A 17,833-nucleotide genomic window follows, 5' to 3' on the forward strand; every position below is an offset into this window, starting at 1 on the left:
AAAAACTGGTGCGGCCCCAGGCGAGAGACACCCAGCAAGGGCCGCCCCGCAGCGAGGGTGTCGTCCCCCTCAGGGGCTGAGGGCCGCGGCTCCGAGCCTGCCTGCGCAGGCTTGGACGTGCCCGAAGGGCTGCCACGTCCCGTGGCTGCACCGAGGCGCTGCAGGCGACTCAGGGGGGAGCGTCACAGTGCAGGGTCGCGTATTTCCCAGCGGATTGCGTCGATCGCCTGCAGCACCTCGGGCGACAGCTTGGTGTCCCAGGCGTTCAGGTCTTCGTCCAGTTGCGCCACCGACGTCACGCCGATGATGGTGCTGGCGACCTGCCACTTGGTGTAGCAGAACGCCAGGGCCAGTTGTGTGGGCGTGAGGCCGTTGTCGCGGGCCAGCTGGTTGTAGCGGCGCGATGCGGCCAGCGCCTCGGGTCGGCCCCAGCGCTGCTTGCGCACCGACTCGTAGGTGGCGATGCGCGCGCCCTGCGGAGCGCCCGGGCCGGTGAGGCCGCTGTCGTCGTACTTGCCGGTCAGCAAACCGAAGCCCAGCGGGGAGTACGCCAGCAGCGACACGTTCAGGCGGTGGCAGGTTTCGTCCAGGCCGTTTTCCCAGGTGCGGTTGATCAGGCAGTACGGGTTTTGCACCGTGGCCACGCGCGGCAGGCCGTGCTGCTCGGCCAGGCGCACGAATTCGTGCACGCCGTAAGGGCTCTCGTTGGACAGGCCGATGTGGCGCACCTTGCCGGCCTGGACCAGGCCGGCCAGGGCTTGCAGCTGTTCGTGGATGGGGGTCTGCGACGTTTCCTTGGCGGGGTCGTAGTACAGGTTGCCGAAGGCGGGCACGTGGCGCTCGGGCCAGTGGATCTGGTAGAGGTCGATCACATCGGTCTGCAGGCGGCGCAGGCTGGCGTCGCACGAGGCCACGATGTCGGCCGGCGTCATGCCCTTGCCTTCACGCACCCAGGGCATGCCGCGCGAGGGGCCTGCGACCTTGGTGGCCACCACCAGCTTCTGGCGCGCGCCGGGGTTCTTGGCGAACCAGTTGCCGATGATGGTCTCGGTGGCGCCAAAGGTCTCGGCCTTGGCCGGCACCGAGTACATCTCGGCCGTGTCGATGAAGTTCACACCCCGGTCGAGCGAGCGCGTGAGGATGGCGTGCGAATCGGCCTCTGCCACCTGCTCGCCAAAAGTCATGGTGCCCAGGCAGATGGGAGTGACCTGCAGATCGCTGGTGCCGAGTTGGATTTTTTGCATGGAAAGAAGGAGTACGGGCAAACGAAGGACTGCGCAGAATAATGGATTTCGCTGCGCTCTGCAGGCCGCCCCAGGGCGGCCCGAAGAGCCTGCCTCGCCCCTGCGCCACCCGCCGCCCCACCAGCCGCGCAGGCGACACCGATGGCGGCGGTGCAGCGGGCCGCCCCATTACCATCCAGGGACACCCGCAGGCCCTGCGCTTTGCGGGACCTTCCTGCTGCCCCACTTCGCGCCGCCGCCCATGTACACCCCGCTCAAGCCCTCCCGCAGCAGCACGCTGCCCCTGCGCCACCTGACCTACCACGTCCGCCACTGGGGCCCGGAACACAGCCCGCTGCCCACGCTGGTGCTGCTGCACGGCTGGATGGACGTGGGTGCGTCCTACCAGTTCACCGTGGACGCACTACAGCAGGAGCGCCGCATCATCGCGCCCGACTGGCGCGGCTTCGGCCTTACCTCCACCGCGCAGGCCGACCACTACTTCTTTGCCGACTACCTGGCCGACCTGGACATGCTGCTGGACCACTACGCCCCCGGCGAAGCCATCGACCTGGTGGGCCACAGCATGGGCGGCAACATCGCCATGATGTATGCGGGCGTGCGGCCCGAGCGCATCCGCCGCCTGGTCAACCTGGAGGGCTTCGGCATGCCCGCCTCCAAGCCCGAGCAGGCGCCCAAGCGCTATGCGCAGTGGATCGACGAGCTCAAGCAGCTGCGCAGCGGCGAGCTGGCCCTCAAGACCTACGACAGCCAGGACGGCGTGGCCCGCCGGCTGATGAAGACCAACCCGCGCCTGTCCGAGGACAAGGCCCGCTGGCTGGCCGGCCACTGGGCCCGGCCCAACGCCCAGGGCCAGTGGGAGATTTTGGGCGACCCGGCCCACAAGATCACCAGCGCGCAGCTCTACCGGCTGGACGAGGCGCTGGCGCTGTACGACCGCATCGCCGCCCCCGTGCTGGCGGTGGAAGCCAGCGACGACAGCCTGGGCCAGTGGTGGAAGGGCAGGTACAGCCTGGAGGAATACCACCAGCGCCTGACCCATGTGCGCGACGTGCGCACCGCCGTCGTGCAGGACGCCGGGCACATGCTGCACCACGACCAGCCCGGGCAGGTGGCGCAGCTGATCGAAACGTTCCTGGCCGCCGCCTGAAGCGCCTAGCACCATCAAAATGCTCGCTACCGCTCGACCAGCAAGCGCCAGCAGCTATCATTTTTGACATTTTCATTCACTGACAGCGGTGCCGCGGCCCCTCTGCGGCCCGGCGAGCAGCGCTCCTGAGGGCTTTGCCGGGGCAAGAGGCCGTCCCATGAGAAAATCGCGGGTTATTCCACAGAACACCCAAGGACAAGAATCATGGACGCAGAACGTATCAACCTCATCGGCACCTCCCTCAGCGACCTGACTCTGCGAACGCAAGAGTTACGGAGGTATCTTTGACTTCGATGCCAAATTCGAACGCCTGCGCACGGTAAACGCATCGCTGGAAGACCCTTCGGTCTGGAACGACCCGAAGAAGGCCCAGGAGCTGGGCAAGGAACAAAAGTCGCTCTCGGGCGTGGTCGTCACGCTCGACAAGCTCACGCGCGAGCTGGCCGACAACACCGAGCTCTATGACATGAGCAAGGAAGAAGGCGACGAGCCCGGCCTGCTCACCATCGAGGCCGAGACCGCCAAGCTGCGCCCGCTCATCGAAGAGCTGGAGTTCCGCCGCATGTTCCGCAACGAGGCCGACCCGCTCAACTGCTTCGTCGACATCCAGGCCGGCGCGGGCGGCACCGAGGCGTGCGACTGGGCCAGCATGCTGCTGCGCCAGTACCTGAAGTACGCCGAGCGCAAGGGCTTCAAGACCACGGTCGAAGAAGAAACCCCGGGCGACGTGGCCGGCATCAAGAGCGCCACGATCAAGGTCGAGGGCGAGTACGCCTACGGCCTGCTGCGCACCGAAACCGGCGTGCACCGCCTGGTGCGCAAGAGCCCGTTCGACAGCTCGGGCGGCCGCCACACCTCGTTCGCGTCGCTGTTCGTCTACCCGGAGATCGACGACTCCATCGAGATCAACATCAACCCGGCCGACGTGCGCACCGACACCTACCGCGCATCCGGCGCGGGCGGGCAGCACATCAACAAGACCGACTCGGCCGTGCGCCTGACCCACATCCCCACCGGCATCGTGGTGCAGTGCCAGGACGGCCGCAGCCAGCACGGCAACCGCGACATCGCGTGGCAGCGCCTGCGCTCCAAGCTGTACGACTTCGAGATGCGCAAGCGCCAGGAAGAAGCCCAGAAGCTGGAAGACACCAAGACCGACGTGGGCTGGGGCCACCAGATCCGCTCGTACGTGCTGGACAACAGCCGCATCAAGGACCTGCGCACCAACGTCGAAATCTCGGCCACGCAAAAGGTGCTGGACGGCGACCTGGACGCGTTCATCGAAGCCTCGCTCAAGCAGGGCGTGTAACCCATGTCCGCCACCCCATCGCTGCGCACTGCAGGTTCGCCCGCGCACACCGAAGCCATCATCTTCGACATGGACGGCACCATGATCCACTCCATGCCCTGGCACGCCCAGGCCTGGGTCGAGTTCACGCGCCGCCGCGGCATGCACATCGATGTGCCCGACCTCATGGCCCGCACCACGGGCCGCAACGGCACCGAGTGCATCGTGGAGCTGCTGGGCCGCGCGGTGTCGCAGGAAGAAGCCGACGCGCTCACGCACGAGAAGGAAACCATCTACCGCGAGCTGTTCGCGCCACGCTTTGCCGAAGTGGCCGGCTTTCGCGCGTTCGCGGCGCAGGTGCATGCGCGCGGCCTGAAGGTGGCGGTGGGCACGGCGGGGGACATCGGCAACGTGGAGTTCGCGCTGGGCCACCTCGCCCTGCAGCCCGCTCCGCTGGCCATCGTGCGCGGCGACGAGGGCCTGCCCGGCAAGCCGCAGCCGGCGATCTTTCTGGAGGCCGCGCGCCGCATCGGCGTGGCGCCTGAGCACTGCATCGTGTTTGAAGACGCGCCCTTCGGCATCGAGGCCGCGCGGCGCGCCGGCATGCGTGCCGTGGCCATTTGCAGCACCCACAGTGCAGACGAACTGGCGGGCCCCCACGTGGTGGCCGCCGTGCGCGACTACACCGAACTCATGAACACCGACTTTCTGGAGAGCATCCATGTTGCAACTGCATAAAGCAGACGGAAGCGGAGACGCAGTGGCCCACCCGGCCGCCATCCGCCGCGAGGACTACAACGCCCCCGCCTACTGGATCGACAGCGTCGAGCTGACCTTCGACCTGGACCCCGCCAAGACCCGCGTGCTCAACCGCATGCTGCTGCGCCGCAACCCCGACGTGGCCGCGCAGCCGCTCAAGCTCGACGGCGACGAGCTGAACCTGGCGCGCGTGCTGGTCAACGGCCAAGGCACCTCGTTCAAGATGGAAGGCTCCCGCCTGGTGCTGGAGAACCTGCCCACCATCGAAGACAACGGCAACGAGCCCTTCACGCTCGAGATCTTCACCACCTGCTGCCCCGCCAAGAACACCCAGCTCATGGGCCTGTACGTGAGCCAGGGCACATTCTTCACGCAGTGCGAGGCCGAGGGCTTTCGCCGCATCACCTACTTCCTGGACCGGCCCGACGTGATGGCCAGCTACACCGTCACGCTGCGCGCCGACAAGGCCCAATACCCGGTGCTGCTGAGCAACGGCAACCTGGTGGACAGCGGTCCGCTGGAAGACGGCCCGAACGGCGCCCGGCACTTCGCCAAGTGGGTCGACCCGCACAAGAAGCCCTGCTACCTGTTCGCCCTGGTGGCGGGCAAGCTGGTGGCGCGCGAGCAGCACATCAAGAGCCGCTCGGGCACCGACCACCTGCTGCAGGTGTACGTGCGCCCCGGCGACCTGGGCAAGACCGAACACGCCATGAACTCGCTGATGTACAGCGTGGCCTGGGACGAAGCCCGCTTCGGCCTGCCGCTGGACCTGGAGCGCTTCATGATCGTCGCCACCAGCGACTTCAACATGGGCGCCATGGAGAACAAGGGCCTGAACATCTTCAACACGAAGTACGTTCTGGCCAGCGAATCGACGGCCACCGATGTGGACTTCGCCAACATCGAGAGCGTGGTCGGCCACGAGTACTTCCACAACTGGACCGGCAACCGCGTGACCTGCCGCGACTGGTTCCAGCTGTCGCTGAAAGAAGGCCTCACCGTCTTTCGCGACCAGGAATTCAGCATGGACCTGGCCGGCAGCCCGTCGGCCCGCGCCGTCAAGCGCATCGAGGACGTGCGCGTGCTGCGCACCGCCCAGTTCCCCGAAGACGCGGGCCCCATGGCGCACCCGGTGCGGCCCGACAGCTACGTCGAGATCAACAACTTCTACACCGTCACCATCTACGAAAAGGGTGCAGAGGTGGTGCGCATGCAGCACAACCTGGTGGGCCGCGAAGGCTTTGCCAAAGGCATGAAGTTGTACTTCGAACGCCACGACGGCCACGCCGTGACCTGCGACGACTTCGTGCAGGCCATTGCCGACGCCAACCCGGGCAGCCCCCTGGCGCAGCACCTGCCCCAGTTCAAGCGCTGGTACAGCCAGGCCGGCACGCCCCGCGTGCGCGCCACAGGCCGCTACGACGCCGCCACGCGCTGCTATGCGCTCACCCTGGCGCAAAGCTGCGACCCCACGCCCGGCCAGAGCGAGAAGCTGCCCTTCGTGATACCGGTGGAGTTGGGCCTCATCGACGCCGCCACCGGCGCCGCCCTGCCTCTGCACCTGTCGGGTGAAGGCGCTGGCACCGACGCTGCTGACGCCGCGGTGCCCACGTCGCGCGTGGTTGTGCTCACCGAAGCCTCGCAGACGCTCACCTTCACCAACGTGGACGCCGAGCCCGTGCCATCCGTGCTGCGCGGTTTCAGCGCCCCGGTGGTGCTGGACATCGAGTACACCGACGCCCAGCTGCTGGCCCTGCTGGCCAACGACACCGACGCGTTCAACCGCTGGGAAGCTGGCCAGCGCCTGGCCCTGCGCTTTGCGTGCGCCGCTATCAATGTTGTAGCTGGTAGCGCACAACAGACAAGCGGTAGCGGCCCATCAGACTCTCAAATCCTGCCTGCAGAGTTTGTGGACGCCATGCGCGCCGTGCTGCGCAACCCGCTGCTGGACGCTGCGTTCAAGGAGCTGGTGCTCACGCTGCCGTCCGAGACCTACATCGCCGAACAGCTGGCCGTGGTCGACCCGCAGCGCATCCACGCGGTGCGCGAAGCCATGCGCGAGCAACTGGCCGTGTCGCTGCAAGCCGACTGGGAGACCGTGTGGGAACACAACCAGGACACCGGTGGCTACAGCCCCGACCCGGTTTCCTCCGGCCGCCGCGCACTGAGCGGCCTGGCGCTGCACATGCTGTGCATCGCCGCGCAAAAGACCGGCGACGCCGTCTGGCCCGGCAAGGCGCTGCAGCGCTTCAAGGTGGCGAGCAACATGACCGACCGCTTCAACGCCCTGACCGCCCTGGTGGCCAGCGGCAGTGAACTGGCGGCGCCAGCGCTGGCGCGCTTTCATGCGATGTTCAAGGACGAGCCGCTCGTCATCGACAAGTGGTTCGCGCTGCAGGCGGGCGCCCCCGACCGCGGCGGCAACGTGCTGCTCGCCGTGCGCCAGCTCATGCAGCACCCGGACTTCAGCCTGAAGAACCCCAACCGCGCGCGCAGCGTGATCTTCAGCTACTGCAGCGCCAACCCCGGCGCCTTCCACCGCGCGGATGCCGCGGGCTACGTGTTCTGGAGCGACCGGGTGATCGAGCTCGACGCCATCAACCCGCAGGTCGCCGCCCGCCTGGCGCGCGCGCTGGACCGCTGGAAGAAGCTGGCCGAGCCCTGGCGCACGGCCGCCCGCGAAGCCATCGCGCGCATCGCGTCCAAGCCCGACTTGTCCAACGATGTGCGCGAGGTGGTCACCCGCGCACTGGCAGACTGAGGGGACAGCGGCCCGATGTCGATGCCACCCTCTTCCTCTTCCTCTTCCTCTGCATCCATCCCCGCGCAGCAGTTCGCGCAGCGCTTCAACCCGCTGCGCGACACCGTGTACGACGAGGGCGCCATGTTCAGCGGCTCAGCCATGTCGGCCGACTTGGCGGCGCTGCGCCCGCTGGCCGAAGGCCTGGGCGCTGAATCGTCCGAGCTGGCGCAGTTGCTGTGGTTGCAGTTCGTCGTGTACTCCAAGCGGCAGATGGACGACGAGGGCCTGCCCCTGGGCCTGCGCGCGCTGGCCATCCGTGAGGCGCTGGGCGACCTCACACCCACCGACCGCTACCAGCAGCACTACGCCATTGGCGAATCGGCCTTGCAGTCCGAGGAGTACGACACCGCCATCGAGCACCTGCGCCAGTCGGCGCAGTGGGCCGACCATGCCGACGCGGTGCTGAGCATGGAGCAGAAGCTGGGCATCCGCGAAGAGATCGGCTACGCCCTGCACGAAGCCGGCCGCTTTGCGGAGGCCCTGGCGCACAACCAGCCCTTGCTGGTGGACGCGCAAAGCGCTTTTGGCTCCGCCCAGGACGCACGCCTGTCGGGCCTGATCAACAACCTGGCGCAAAACGCCTACGAGCTGGGCGACCACCCCAAGGCGCAGCAGTACCTGGCGCAGCGCCTGGCCCTGGGGCAAGCGCTGCACGACGACGACATCGTGCTGGACACGCTCTTCCAGCAAGGCGTGCTCGCCCACGAAGGCGGCGACTCTGCGCTGGCCCGCAGACTGTTCCAGCAACGCGTGGCCATCGCCCACGCCAGCGGCGACGACGACCTGCTGGCTGAAACCGAGGCGACCCTGGCAGAGCTGACCGAGCGCGAGCAGTCGCGCTGACCCCTTTCACATCACCACCCACAGCCTCAAGGACGATCCACCGATGAGCTCCCGCATCTCCCTCACCCGCTACCTGGTCGAGCAGCAACGCATCGACGGGCTCATCCCCTCGCAGCTGCGCCTGCTGCTCGAAGTGGTGGCCCGCTCGTGCAAGAGCATCAGCCAGGCCGTCAACAAAGGCGCGCTCGGCGGCGTGCTGGGCACGGCTTCCAGCGAGAACGTGCAGGGCGAGATCCAGAAGAAGCTGGACATCATTGCCAACGAAGTGCTGATCGAAGCCAACGAATGGGGCGGCCACCTGGCGGCCATGGCGTCCGAAGAAATGGACGGCATCTACTTGGTGCCCAACCGATACCCGCAGGGCGAATACCTGCTGCTGTTCGACCCCCTCGACGGCTCCAGCAACATCGACGTGAACGTCAGCATCGGCACCATCTTCAGCGTGCTCAAGAAGCCCGACGACGACCGCGGCGTGGAAGCCGGCGACTTCCTGCAGCCCGGCACCAGCCAGGTGGCCGCAGGCTACTGCATCTACGGCCCGCAGACCACCCTGGTGCTGACGGTGGGCGACGGCGTGGCCATGTTCACGCTGGACCGCGAGCAAGGCTCCTTCGTGCTGACCGAAGAGAACGTGCGCATTCCCGACGACACCAAGGAATTCGCGATCAACATGAGCAACATGCGCCACTGGGACGAGCCCGTGAAGCGCTACATCGACGAATGCCTGCAGGGCAAGGACGGCCCCCGCGGCAAGGACTTCAACATGCGCTGGATCGCCTCGATGGTGGCCGACGTGCACCGCATCCTGACCCGCGGCGGCATCTTCCTGTACCCCTGGGACAAGCGCGAACCGAACAAGCCCGGCAAGCTGCGCCTGATGTACGAGGCCAACCCCATGGGCTGGCTGGTCGAGCAGGCCGGCGGCGTCGCCACCAACGGCAAACAGCGCATCCTGGAAATCCAGCCCACCCAGCTGCACGAGCGCGTCAGCGTGATCCTGGGCTCCAAAAATGAGGTTGAGCGCGTGACAAGCTACCATTCCACGCTATAATTTGAGGCTTACGCCGGTGTAGCTCAGTCGGTAGAGCAGCTCATTCGTAATGAGAAGGTCGGGTGTTCGATTCATCTCTCCGGCACCAAATGAAAAGCCCTGATTCGCAAGAGTCAGGGCTTTTTCTTTTATCCTTACTCGTAGGCAATCTGTAGGCAACTGTTCCAACTCCGTCCCACCTGGGCGCGCATCTTTGGACACAATGTTCGGTCCGTCCTGGCGTTGGGCTTACGTGTGATTGAATCAATGAAAATCGGTCTCGCCCGTGTTGTCGCGGACGAACTGCCGGCCCCCTCAAGGAGCAAGGTACATGCGCCGATAAGTGGGCATAAGGGGGCAATCCAGCACGGACCACGGCAGGGCGACGAAGCCCTCGGAATCCCGTCCTGAATCGCCCTTGCCGCCCTTAGAGCGTCCGTGTGCCATGTCCGCCAACTCCACGGATGCGGCGCGCAATCCATTGGTAGATTTTTCGGCGGTCGGCTTTGGTCAGGTTGTAGACGCCAGGGCGGCACTCTTTGCCATCACAGTCAGTAAAGCTGATTCGTTCGCAGGGAATGTCCAGGCCTCGGCGACGCAGCTCTGCAACAAGCTCCGGTGAGTTGCTAGCTCCGGCAACGCGGTCCAGCGATTCCCGGGGCATAGGGCGGCGTAGCAGCGCATCAATTGCACGCAGATGACGCGGGTTGTCAGTGCCTGTAAATTTCGCGCTGTTCGTGGCGCTCGATTCTGCTTTTGTAGGGTCGGGCGTTTTCATTTATGTGCCCTCCATGCCCAGCACCGCGCAGATTCCTGCCACAGGCCAGCCCAAACGACCATTGATACGCACGGGACGCAAACCTTTGGGGAAGGTTTCTGCGCAGGCCCAGCTCCTCAAAGTCTGTGAACGGCGCAGCAGGTAGTGAGCGGCTTGTTCGGTCGGAACCGTGGGGCGGTTGACCTGTTCCAGCGGCGGGAATTTCTGGGGCCCCTGTATGAGGCGGCGGACGGCGCCTTTGTGAATATCTAGAGTTTGCATTGTTCGCTTTCCATTCCTGCTGCGCGGGCCTTGCGGTGCGCTTGGCATCCGGGCTAGGAATGGGCGAATTGAAAATTTCCGGGGTTTGAACGCGGTCACCCCGGAATTATAAAATCCTTACAGATCAAAGACTTACCACCTACCCGACACCAAAAATCGGAATTAACTCCCGGAAATTCATTGATGCTCATCTGCATCGTTAAACACGGCGTAGTGATCATCCCAATCGGTACGCCATGGTGCCAATACCGATTTATTCCTGAACTTTCTGTTCAGGGCTTCTAGCGTTTTCTGCTTATCCCCAGCTCTGGCTTTTCCGTGTATCAGCCTTGCTAAAGTTGCTGGACACCAAAGACTTGTTGCCCCACCTGCTGCGCCCAAGGAGACCCGCGCGGACTGCAGCCACTTGGTATCACTAAGTCGCTTTGTCCAGTTCTCGGCCGTGTAGGGCAACGCATCAAAAATGGCTGCCACCTGTGCTGCCGTTATCCCGTCCCTAGCGACGCTAGGCGTACCGTTGGGCGGCGTAGTAAATGCGCCCTGCATTTCGAAAGAAGCCGCCGTTTTGTCACATTCCCAATCGCCACTTTGGTTCACAGCTGATGCATACCGGTCAATCCAGCTGTGATACTTCAATCTCTCGGCTCTCGCATGTTTATGCCAGACGCTCAGGGTTCGGGGGCTTGGCTCTCTTTTCGCGACATCCGTGAAAGCGCGAAGCAGCTTGCGATAGTCGAGTGGGGTAGTTTCGGACGTGGTCGTCCTTTCTGGCGTCGGTTCCTCGTGGGGGTCTTGTTCACATAGAAGCATCGCCGCTTCAGCCGGCTGCAGGTCAGACAGCCCCCACCAATACGACGCACTCAACGTTGCGTCATACCAAGACGTAAATGCAATCAGGTCGCTTGCTAAAGGCGCTTCACGGATCGACTGTGACGCTGAGTGCTGAACGCTATCAAAGCCCTCCATGACCATCGCCAAGGCCTGAGCGTCCATGTATGGGCTCAGATTCAACTCACGCTCCCCGCCCCGCTCCTGGGTATAGGTGACGGCTTCAGGCGAGAAGTCGCGCTGATGGTCATTGTGGAAATCGTCAAGCCACACGAAAACCCCTGCTGGCAGGAGCGATGCCGACCTCTGACGCCAGTCAGCGTAACGCCGTGAGTCAGCGTCCTCCTCTCCTTGATACAGATTGCTTAGGGCAGCCTTCAGCGCGTCCAGTTGCACCACAAAGGCGTCCCACTCATTCGCCAGCATCTTGGTCGGCATATCACCGACTAGATGGAGTGCCGATGTGTTCTGCAGTCGTGCGTGTGCCCCCGTTTTGCGAGCTAGATTCCCAGCGACCTCATCGGGGGAGAGGTTCCAGCTTGTGACGTAAGGCAGGGCACGGACCGGTAGCGCCGAACGGCCCCCAATATTCAATATCACTGCGCCACTTAGGTAAGCGCTCGTCGCTTCGACTGTTCTCCACCTGTAGGGGGTACCTTGTTGTTCCAACCATTTGTTCACGTCGCCATGTGTCACCAACTCGTAGAACTGCCGTGCCACCAAGGGGAAAAAAGGCAGGCAAGTATGGGGGTCGCGGACAGTCAACTCCCGCGCATTTGCCGCGTCAACCATTGCGTCAAGCAATGTCCCGCAAGCACCGCTGTGCAGACTCTCTTGCTTTGCTATGTCCTGCGCCGCATTTTCTATGGTCCAGTAAATCGGGCCACTTCCGTGAGGCAGTAAAACTAAGCCAATACCCCGTTTTCCCAAGAATGCGCCTAACTCAGAAGGTAGCAACACGCCGCTCTTCAGCGCACTCGGCGCGACCCAAGTGATTGCGCCCATCCCTGCAGGATTACGCACCGTCAGCTCCTGCGTTTTGACGGCTTCAAGCAAATCATCGTCCAATGTCAATCGGGTGATGCCATAAGAACCAAGGTCCGCATCGCTGGGGTACATCGCCTTCGCGATGATGTGGGCTAGGTCGCAGAACTTCACTACCTTGCCTTCTTCAAGGTGGACAGTGAAAGGACGCTTCTCTAGGTTCTGCTCCCGCGGTGTGAGTGCCGCTTCCCTTGGCTTTTTTCTTTGATTCACGAGGTTGGCCGTTTCTTCAATTTCCTGCCTCTTGAATCGCAGTTCATGCAGTGGCAGCTTGAAGCCTGGCTCACTCTTGCAAAGCGTTCCATCCTCAGTACGAAACATGGTGACAAAAGGCTCATGACCGTCAAACTCCAATCGCTGAAGGTCTCCGCCAAAAACCATTTCCGCCATGACTCCTTCCAATCTGTTGTTGGATAGCCGCGGCAATTTTTCGTCGTGCTCTAGCCAGAAGTACGGGCGTAGTCGGTACTCCATCAGTCGCTGCAGCGTCCAGGCTTCGTTCGTTTCAACTGCGAGCCAAGAACACGCTTGTTCCACGCTGGCTAACCTTGGCAGATATGTCATCGCTTTCCCCAAGCGAACCCTGAACAGGAGCCCCAGCAGGCGGGCAGGGAAACCCGCTTTTCGGTTCGCGGGCCTAGCTGGGGCGAATCAAGTCTATTCGGCCCTTGCGCCTTGCGCTACAAACTGGATGGCGGTGCTGTCGCTCTTTTTTAGATTGCACGGCACACAAGCCGCAACTAGGTTCAGGACGCCTTCACCCCTCCCCCCAAGAGCGCGGGGCAGTTGGGTGTTCGATGTGCCACTTGCCGAGCAATTCAAGAGGTGTATGGCAGTAGTGACACATGCCGGATGACCGCTCAAAAATCTCGCGTCGTCGTCTGGGCACACAAGGCGCTGGTGTTGGGACAAGCGTATGTAAAGGCTCGTCCGGCCAGAGCTGCCCCTGCTCACACATTGGAGGCGCTGGCGCTAACCACACACCCATTCGTTGGAGAGTGGGGAAAATCGTCACGGCAACAACGAGTCGGGTCTGAGACGAAACGCAGTCTGACACCCCTGCTGATGCCATCACCACCCCAACGCGCGCGCCCCCAACAAAGCCACGACCGAGAGCCCGAGCACCCAGCTGATGGTCTGCCAGAACACCACGGGGTTGCGCTGCACGAGAGGCACCGACTGGCGTTGACGGAATGCGCGTCCTGGTGCGTGCAGATCAAACAGGAACTCCGACACCGCCTCCTGGCGCCGCGCCGGGTCAGGGTTCAAAGCCTTCTGGAGCACGCTGTCCAGCCACTGCGGCAGGTCGGGCCTGAAATGGCGTACCGGCACGTACCGCAACCCCTTGATGTCCGCCACTGACCGCACCCGCGCGGCGTGCAGGCCGTAGGGTAGTTGCGCGGTGAGCATCTGGTAGGCCAGCACGGCCAAGGAGAACAGGTCGGACTGCGCACTGCCCTCCTGCCCTACGAAGTACTCCGGCGCCGTGTACTGCAGCGTTCCGGCGATGGCGTCGGCGCGCGGGTCTTGGCTTCCCTCTTCGAGGCCGGCCACGCGGGTCGAGCCGAAGTCGATGATGCGGATGGTGCCCTGGCGGTCGATCATTACGTTGTCCGGGCGCAGGTCCTGGTGCAGCATCTCCTTGACATGGAACGCATGCAGCCCCTTGCCGACCTGGGCGATGAGGCCGCGCACGGTGTCGAGGTCGGGGCTGGGGTGGTCGATCATCCACTGCGCCAGGGTGTGCCCTTCCACGAACTCCATGGCGACGTACATGTGCGTCCTGGGGCGCTCGTGCACATGGGGCCGCAGCACGTGCGGGCTGTGGATGCGCCGGGCGACCCATTCCTCCAGCAAGAAGCGGTCTAGGTGTAGCGCGTCGCCGGCCATTTCTATGGAGGGCGTTTTGAGCACCATCTGCTGCGCCGTCGCGTCGTCCACCGCCAAATACACGTGGCTGCGGGCACTGGCGTGCAGTTCTCGGACGATGCGGTAGCCCTCGAACCGCGCGTTGGGCGCCAGCAGCGGTGCGATGGCCAAGTCGGCCCGCAGGGCCTGCAGGTCGCGCAGCGGCACCTCAGGCAGTGCATCGACCCGCAGCAGTTGCACCGTCATGTCGTCGTCGGCACCGCGTGCCTGTGCTGTGTCCACGAGCGCCTGGGCGGCGCGGTCCCAGTCGTCAGGATGCAGAGCCAGTGCCTGATGCACTGCCGCGGCATCGATGTGCAGGTACGCGCCGTCGGTGGCCAGCAGGTAGATGGCGCCCACGTCCGCCGGCAGGGTGGTGTAGTCGATCTCGACGTTGGGGCCCGTGCCCAGCGCGCGGCCCAGGAAGGACTCCACCGACGACAGATGCACGCGGTGGTCCTGCGTCAGCGGCTCCAGCGACTGCGCGTGCACCCGGTAGATGCGCGAGTCGCCGACGTGCAGCAGGTGGATGTCTCGGCCCTTGAGGATGAGCGCGCTGAAGGTGCAGACATAGCCCCGGTCCTTGTCGAACCGCGCGTGGCTGCGCATGGTTTGCGCGTGCAGCCACGCGTTGGTGGCGCCCAGCACGCGCTGCGCGGACCTGCGCACCGACCAGGCGTCGGACGTGGCGTAGTAGTCGTCCAGAAAGCTGCGCACCGCGGCGGCACTGGCCTCTTGGCTGACCGCGCTGGAGCCGATGCCGTCGGCCAGCGCCACGGCAATGCCCTTGGTGCTGCGCAACGGCTCGGCCGGCAGCATGGCGCCGTGGAAGTCCTGGTTAATGCCGCCCTGCCCCGCCCGCGAGTGCTGGCCCAGCGTGACGGCAAGGGCGTTGTTCTTGCCGCTCATCACGCAGGTCCAAACTCAGACCGCGGCAGGCCGATGCAGCACCGCATGGTCCTCAAGCCACCTTGCGCTTGGGGGCCGTCTTGTAGTGGGTGGAGTACAGCATGGCGCCCACAAAAGTCAGGCCGCCCACCAGGTTGCCGATGACGGTGGGGATTTCGTTCCAGACCAAATAGTCCATGACCGTGAAGTTGCCGCCCAGCAGCAGGCCCGACGGGAACAGGAACATGTTGACGATGCTGTGCTCGAAGCCCATGTAGAAGAACAGCGCGATGGGGATCCACATGCCGATGGCCTTGCCCGACACCGAGGTGGACATCATGGCCGCCACCACGCCGGTAGACACCATCCAGTTGCACATCACGCCGCGGATGAACAGGGTCAGCATGCCGGCGGCGCCGTGCGCGGAGTAGCCCACGGTGCGGCCCTCGCCGATGTGGCCGATCTTCACGCCGACGGCGTTGGGCGCCTCACTGAATCCGAAGGTGAAGATGATGGCCATGAACACGGCCACCATGAAGGCCCCCGCGAAGTTGCCGCAAAACACCAGAGTCCAGTTGCGGAACACGCCAGCCCAGGTGGCGCCGGGGCGCTTGTCGAGCACGGCCAACGGGGCCAGGGTGAACACCCCCGTCAGCAGGTCGTAGCCCAGCAGGTACAGCAGGATGAAGCAGCCCGGGAACAGCATGGCGCCCAGCAGCGCGTTGCCGGTATTGACCGTGACGGTGACGGCGAAGGCCGCGCCGAGGGCCAGCATGGCGCCGGCCATGAAGGAACGGATCAGCGTGTCGCGGGTGGACATGAGCAGCTTGGATTCTCCGGAATCGACCATCTTGGTCACAAATTCGGAAGGGGCGAGATAGGCCATGGAGTTTCCTTGGGGTGCGGTGGCTGACAGACCGACTAAGTGAGAGAGTGACTGCCCCATCAAGCCCTCGGCACGAGGGGGCGCAACAAAAGAAAACGGCGTCCAGCATGCAACCCGTCTGACCGGGTGACACACAGGGACGCCGTTATCCTTGGATGCGCGAATTCCGCGGCCCTGCTGCCGCGTTGTTGCGGCTGCAGGGTGGTGAATGCAGGCCCACATCAGCCCGGCACTCGGTACGGTATGAGCAAGTTTTGTACCGCGCTTGCAACGGCCCCTCGGGCCGTGCAACGCCCGTTCCCCAGGCCTCTTCAGCGCAAGAGGCGTGCGAGTGCATCGCGCTTGTGCAACGCGGCACCAAGTTGGATCACTCGGAGGGCGTCTTTGGGGCGCGCAGGCCCTGCTGCAGCGCCACCGCCAGATCGGGCAGGGAGAGCGTGGCCTCGGCCACATCGAGCAGGCGGCGGTTCTGGTCCATCGACGTCTTCTGCAGCACCCGGAAGGCCACCTCTTCGTTCATGCCCAGCCGCGCCATCAAAACGCCCTTGGCGCGCTCGATCACCTTGCGCTCGTTCAGGGTGCGGCGGGCCGCGTCGAGCTCGGCCTCCATGGTGGACATGCGTGCGGACTGGGCCTGCAGCAGGTCCAGCAGCGAAGCGGCCTCGCCCGCGTAGGCGCCGCCTGGCTGCGCGGCGACGGCTGTGGGCGCCAACGCCATGTCGAAAAATCGGTCCACCGCGTGGGTGCGCTGCGGTGGGTTGTCGCGCAGGCCGCGCAGCAGCCCTTTGGAGTCTTGCAGGTCTTGCTGCGCTTCTTCGATGCGCGCTGCGCAGTCGGCGCGCAGTTGTTTGACCAGATCGACCTGCAGGTGCCACAGCGCGTCAATGCGCTCGGAGCACACGTCGAACCAGACGTCGCTCAGGTCGCTGTCGAGCACCGCGCCCGGCCGGGCCACGCACAGCGTGCGGCGCAGGCGCTCGAGCTGCGCCACGCTGGGCGCCAGTTGCTGCTGGTCCCACCGGGTGCGCAGCACGGGGTCGGCAAACTCGGCAAAGATGCGCAGGCTGCGCTCCTGCGCGTCGATGAGGTGCAGCACGCGCTGCTGGTGCGCCTCGCTGCCGGTGCCCGATGCAAACAGCAGTGCCCCAAGGGCTCGCTCCTGCCCCGCTTCCTCTTGCGCCTGCACCAGGTGCAGCAGGCCCACGAGCAGGCGCGACACGCTGGGCAGTCCGGCGGCATCTGCCACGTGGAACACCAACTCGATCAGTCCCGCGATCAGATGGCTGTATGCGGCAATCGAGTCATGGGCCGACATCGCCTGCCGCTCGACCTGGCTGCGCAAGGCCGCCAGTGACTCCATGCCCAGCAAGGCCCAGGCCATCAGCGACAGCGCCTTGGCTGTGGCTCCCTGCGCAGGTTCGACGTGCTCCGCAAACACCTCGCGCAGCCGCGTTTCCAGCAGCACCACCTCGTCCACCATCTTGCGGCGCACGTCCGCAAAGCGCTGCCCCTTGGAGGCCAAATACACACCGGACGCACCGCGCTCGCGCTGCAGGCCCTGGATCAGCTGCCCCACCACGTCCACCAGCTCTGCGCGGCTGGCCAGGTGCCGCACGGCGTCGATCTCCAGCTGCTTGGACCGCAGGACGAGGTTTGAAACGGACAAAGTCGCCACCGGGTCAAGCATGCAAGTTTCCTGGGTTCATGGGTTCAGGGACGACGGCGCTTTGCGGTGCGCCGTCGTTGGGTCTTGGAGGGTCAGGCGACAGCCACGCTGACGCGGCCGCCGTCCACCCGCACATTGTGAGCCTGTACCGACTGCTCCGGCGTTTCGATGCATTCACCGGTGAGCAGATCGAAATGGTTTTTGTACATCGGCGACGCCACCACCACGCGGTCGCCGATGTTACCGATCAGCCCGCGCGACAGCACGCTGGCGCCGGACTTCGGGTCCACATTGTCGATGGCGAAGAAGCGGTCGGCGCCCAGGCGGAACACCGCCACGTGCCGGTCGGCGACCAGTGCGCAGACGCCGGTGCTGGGCAGGATGTCGTCGACCGCGCAGATATCGGTCCAGGCGAGGGTTTCTTCAGTGCTTTGGGGAAGTGCGCTCATGGCGTGAT

At 64.6% G+C, this 17,833-nt stretch carries 14 protein-coding genes and 1 tRNA gene; 7 read left to right on the top strand and 8 right to left on the bottom strand.

Annotation, left to right across the window (positions count from 1 at the left end; genetic code table 11):
• Nucleotides 1–182: 182 nt before the first annotated feature.
• Nucleotides 183–1,244, bottom strand: a complete 1,062-nt coding sequence (locus ASF16_RS20865) for an aldo/keto reductase (RefSeq protein ID WP_056171823.1) — start codon at nt 1,242–1,244, stop codon at nt 183–185.
• A 241-nt stretch (nt 1,245–1,485) separates the two neighbouring features.
• On the opposite strand from ASF16_RS20865, the gene ASF16_RS20870 reads away from it, so the two are divergent.
• The 7 genes from ASF16_RS20870 (at nt 1,486) to ASF16_RS20900 (ending at nt 9,226) form a co-directional block, all read left to right on the top strand.
• Entirely contained in the window at nt 1,486–2,394 is a 909-nt protein-coding gene (locus ASF16_RS20870; RefSeq protein WP_056171824.1) for an alpha/beta fold hydrolase, read from the top strand.
• Between the two features lie 204 nt (nt 2,395–2,598).
• Nucleotides 2,599–3,703 (top strand): peptide chain release factor 2 gene (prfB, locus tag ASF16_RS20875; RefSeq protein WP_156372165.1). Its coding sequence is split into 2 segments (ribosomal slippage): nt 2,599–2,679 and nt 2,681–3,703, totalling 1,104 coding nucleotides; the frame shifts between segments, so codons are not numbered across the junction.
• A 3-nt stretch (nt 3,704–3,706) separates the two neighbouring features.
• On the top strand, nt 3,707–4,420 hold the full coding sequence (locus ASF16_RS20880; RefSeq protein WP_056171828.1) for an HAD family phosphatase: 714 nt from the start codon (nt 3,707–3,709) through the stop codon (nt 4,418–4,420).
• Nucleotides 4,404–7,202, top strand: coding sequence for an aminopeptidase N (gene pepN, locus ASF16_RS20885; protein WP_056171830.1), 2,799 nt, complete (start codon nt 4,404–4,406; stop codon nt 7,200–7,202). The genes ASF16_RS20880 and pepN overlap by 17 nt, the downstream gene beginning before the upstream one ends.
• A gap of 15 nt (nt 7,203–7,217) precedes the next feature.
• A complete protein-coding gene (locus ASF16_RS20890; RefSeq protein ID WP_235507466.1) occupies nt 7,218–8,087 on the top strand; it encodes a tetratricopeptide repeat protein in 870 nt (289 codons plus the stop codon).
• Nucleotides 8,088–8,130: 43 nt separating this feature from the next.
• The gene (locus tag ASF16_RS20895; RefSeq protein WP_056171835.1) at nt 8,131–9,138 is read left to right on the top strand and encodes a class 1 fructose-bisphosphatase; all 1,008 of its coding nucleotides are present in this window, start codon (nt 8,131–8,133) and stop codon (nt 9,136–9,138) included.
• A gap of 12 nt (nt 9,139–9,150) precedes the next feature.
• A tRNA-Thr gene (locus tag ASF16_RS20900) sits at nt 9,151–9,226 on the top strand.
• Between the two features lie 318 nt (nt 9,227–9,544).
• Here ASF16_RS20900 and ASF16_RS25655 read toward each other — a convergent pair.
• From ASF16_RS25655 to nirD, 7 genes are all read right to left on the bottom strand, one after another.
• The gene (locus tag ASF16_RS25655) at nt 9,545–9,895 is read right to left on the bottom strand and encodes a hypothetical protein (protein WP_082517079.1); all 351 of its coding nucleotides are present in this window, start codon (nt 9,893–9,895) and stop codon (nt 9,545–9,547) included.
• A complete protein-coding gene (locus ASF16_RS25660; protein ID WP_082517080.1) occupies nt 9,896–10,156 on the bottom strand; it encodes a hypothetical protein in 261 nt (86 codons plus the stop codon). It lies immediately after the preceding gene.
• Between the two features lie 177 nt (nt 10,157–10,333).
• Entirely contained in the window at nt 10,334–12,592 is a 2,259-nt protein-coding gene (locus ASF16_RS20905) for a hypothetical protein (protein WP_235507467.1), read from the bottom strand.
• A 507-nt stretch (nt 12,593–13,099) separates the two neighbouring features.
• Nucleotides 13,100–14,845, bottom strand: a complete 1,746-nt coding sequence (locus ASF16_RS20910) for a bifunctional protein-serine/threonine kinase/phosphatase (RefSeq protein WP_056171838.1) — start codon at nt 14,843–14,845, stop codon at nt 13,100–13,102.
• Between the two features lie 52 nt (nt 14,846–14,897).
• On the bottom strand, nt 14,898–15,710 hold the full coding sequence (locus tag ASF16_RS20915; RefSeq protein WP_056171841.1) for a formate/nitrite transporter family protein: 813 nt from the start codon (nt 15,708–15,710) through the stop codon (nt 14,898–14,900).
• 367 nt (nt 15,711–16,077) lie between these two features.
• Nucleotides 16,078–17,397 carry a nitrate- and nitrite sensing domain-containing protein gene (locus ASF16_RS20920; protein ID WP_056171843.1) on the bottom strand — a complete coding sequence of 440 codons (1,320 nt, stop codon included), beginning with the start codon at nt 17,395–17,397 and terminating at the stop codon, nt 16,078–16,080.
• A gap of 71 nt (nt 17,398–17,468) precedes the next feature.
• The gene (nirD, locus tag ASF16_RS20925; protein ID WP_056171845.1) at nt 17,469–17,825 is read right to left on the bottom strand and encodes a nitrite reductase small subunit NirD; all 357 of its coding nucleotides are present in this window, start codon (nt 17,823–17,825) and stop codon (nt 17,469–17,471) included.
• Between the last annotated feature and the right edge of the window lie 8 nt (nt 17,826–17,833).

The organism is Acidovorax sp. Leaf78, from assembly GCF_001422735.1.
GTDB lineage: Bacteria > Pseudomonadota > Gammaproteobacteria > Burkholderiales > Burkholderiaceae_C > Acidovorax.

Coding starts and splice junctions, on each gene's coding strand:
- ASF16_RS20915 (WP_056171841.1), bottom strand. CDS start 15,710: ATGGCCTATCTCGCCCCTTCCGAATTTGTGACCAAGATGGTCGATTCC.
- ASF16_RS20880 (WP_056171828.1), top strand. CDS start 3,707: ATGTCCGCCACCCCATCGCTGCGCACTGCAGGTTCGCCCGCGCACACC.
- ASF16_RS20865 (WP_056171823.1), bottom strand. CDS start 1,244: ATGCAAAAAATCCAACTCGGCACCAGCGATCTGCAGGTCACTCCCATC.
- ASF16_RS20920 (WP_056171843.1), bottom strand. CDS start 17,397: ATGCTTGACCCGGTGGCGACTTTGTCCGTTTCAAACCTCGTCCTGCGG.
- ASF16_RS25660 (WP_082517080.1), bottom strand. CDS start 10,156: ATGCAAACTCTAGATATTCACAAAGGCGCCGTCCGCCGCCTCATACAG.
- ASF16_RS20890 (WP_235507466.1), top strand. CDS start 7,218: ATGTCGATGCCACCCTCTTCCTCTTCCTCTTCCTCTGCATCCATCCCC.
- ASF16_RS20870 (WP_056171824.1), top strand. CDS start 1,486: ATGTACACCCCGCTCAAGCCCTCCCGCAGCAGCACGCTGCCCCTGCGC.
- pepN (WP_056171830.1), top strand. CDS start 4,404: ATGTTGCAACTGCATAAAGCAGACGGAAGCGGAGACGCAGTGGCCCAC.
- ASF16_RS20895 (WP_056171835.1), top strand. CDS start 8,131: ATGAGCTCCCGCATCTCCCTCACCCGCTACCTGGTCGAGCAGCAACGC.
- ASF16_RS20910 (WP_056171838.1), bottom strand. CDS start 14,845: ATGAGCGGCAAGAACAACGCCCTTGCCGTCACGCTGGGCCAGCACTCG.
- ASF16_RS20905 (WP_235507467.1), bottom strand. CDS start 12,592: ATGACATATCTGCCAAGGTTAGCCAGCGTGGAACAAGCGTGTTCTTGG.
- ASF16_RS25655 (WP_082517079.1), bottom strand. CDS start 9,895: ATGAAAACGCCCGACCCTACAAAAGCAGAATCGAGCGCCACGAACAGC.
- nirD (WP_056171845.1), bottom strand. CDS start 17,825: ATGAGCGCACTTCCCCAAAGCACTGAAGAAACCCTCGCCTGGACCGAT.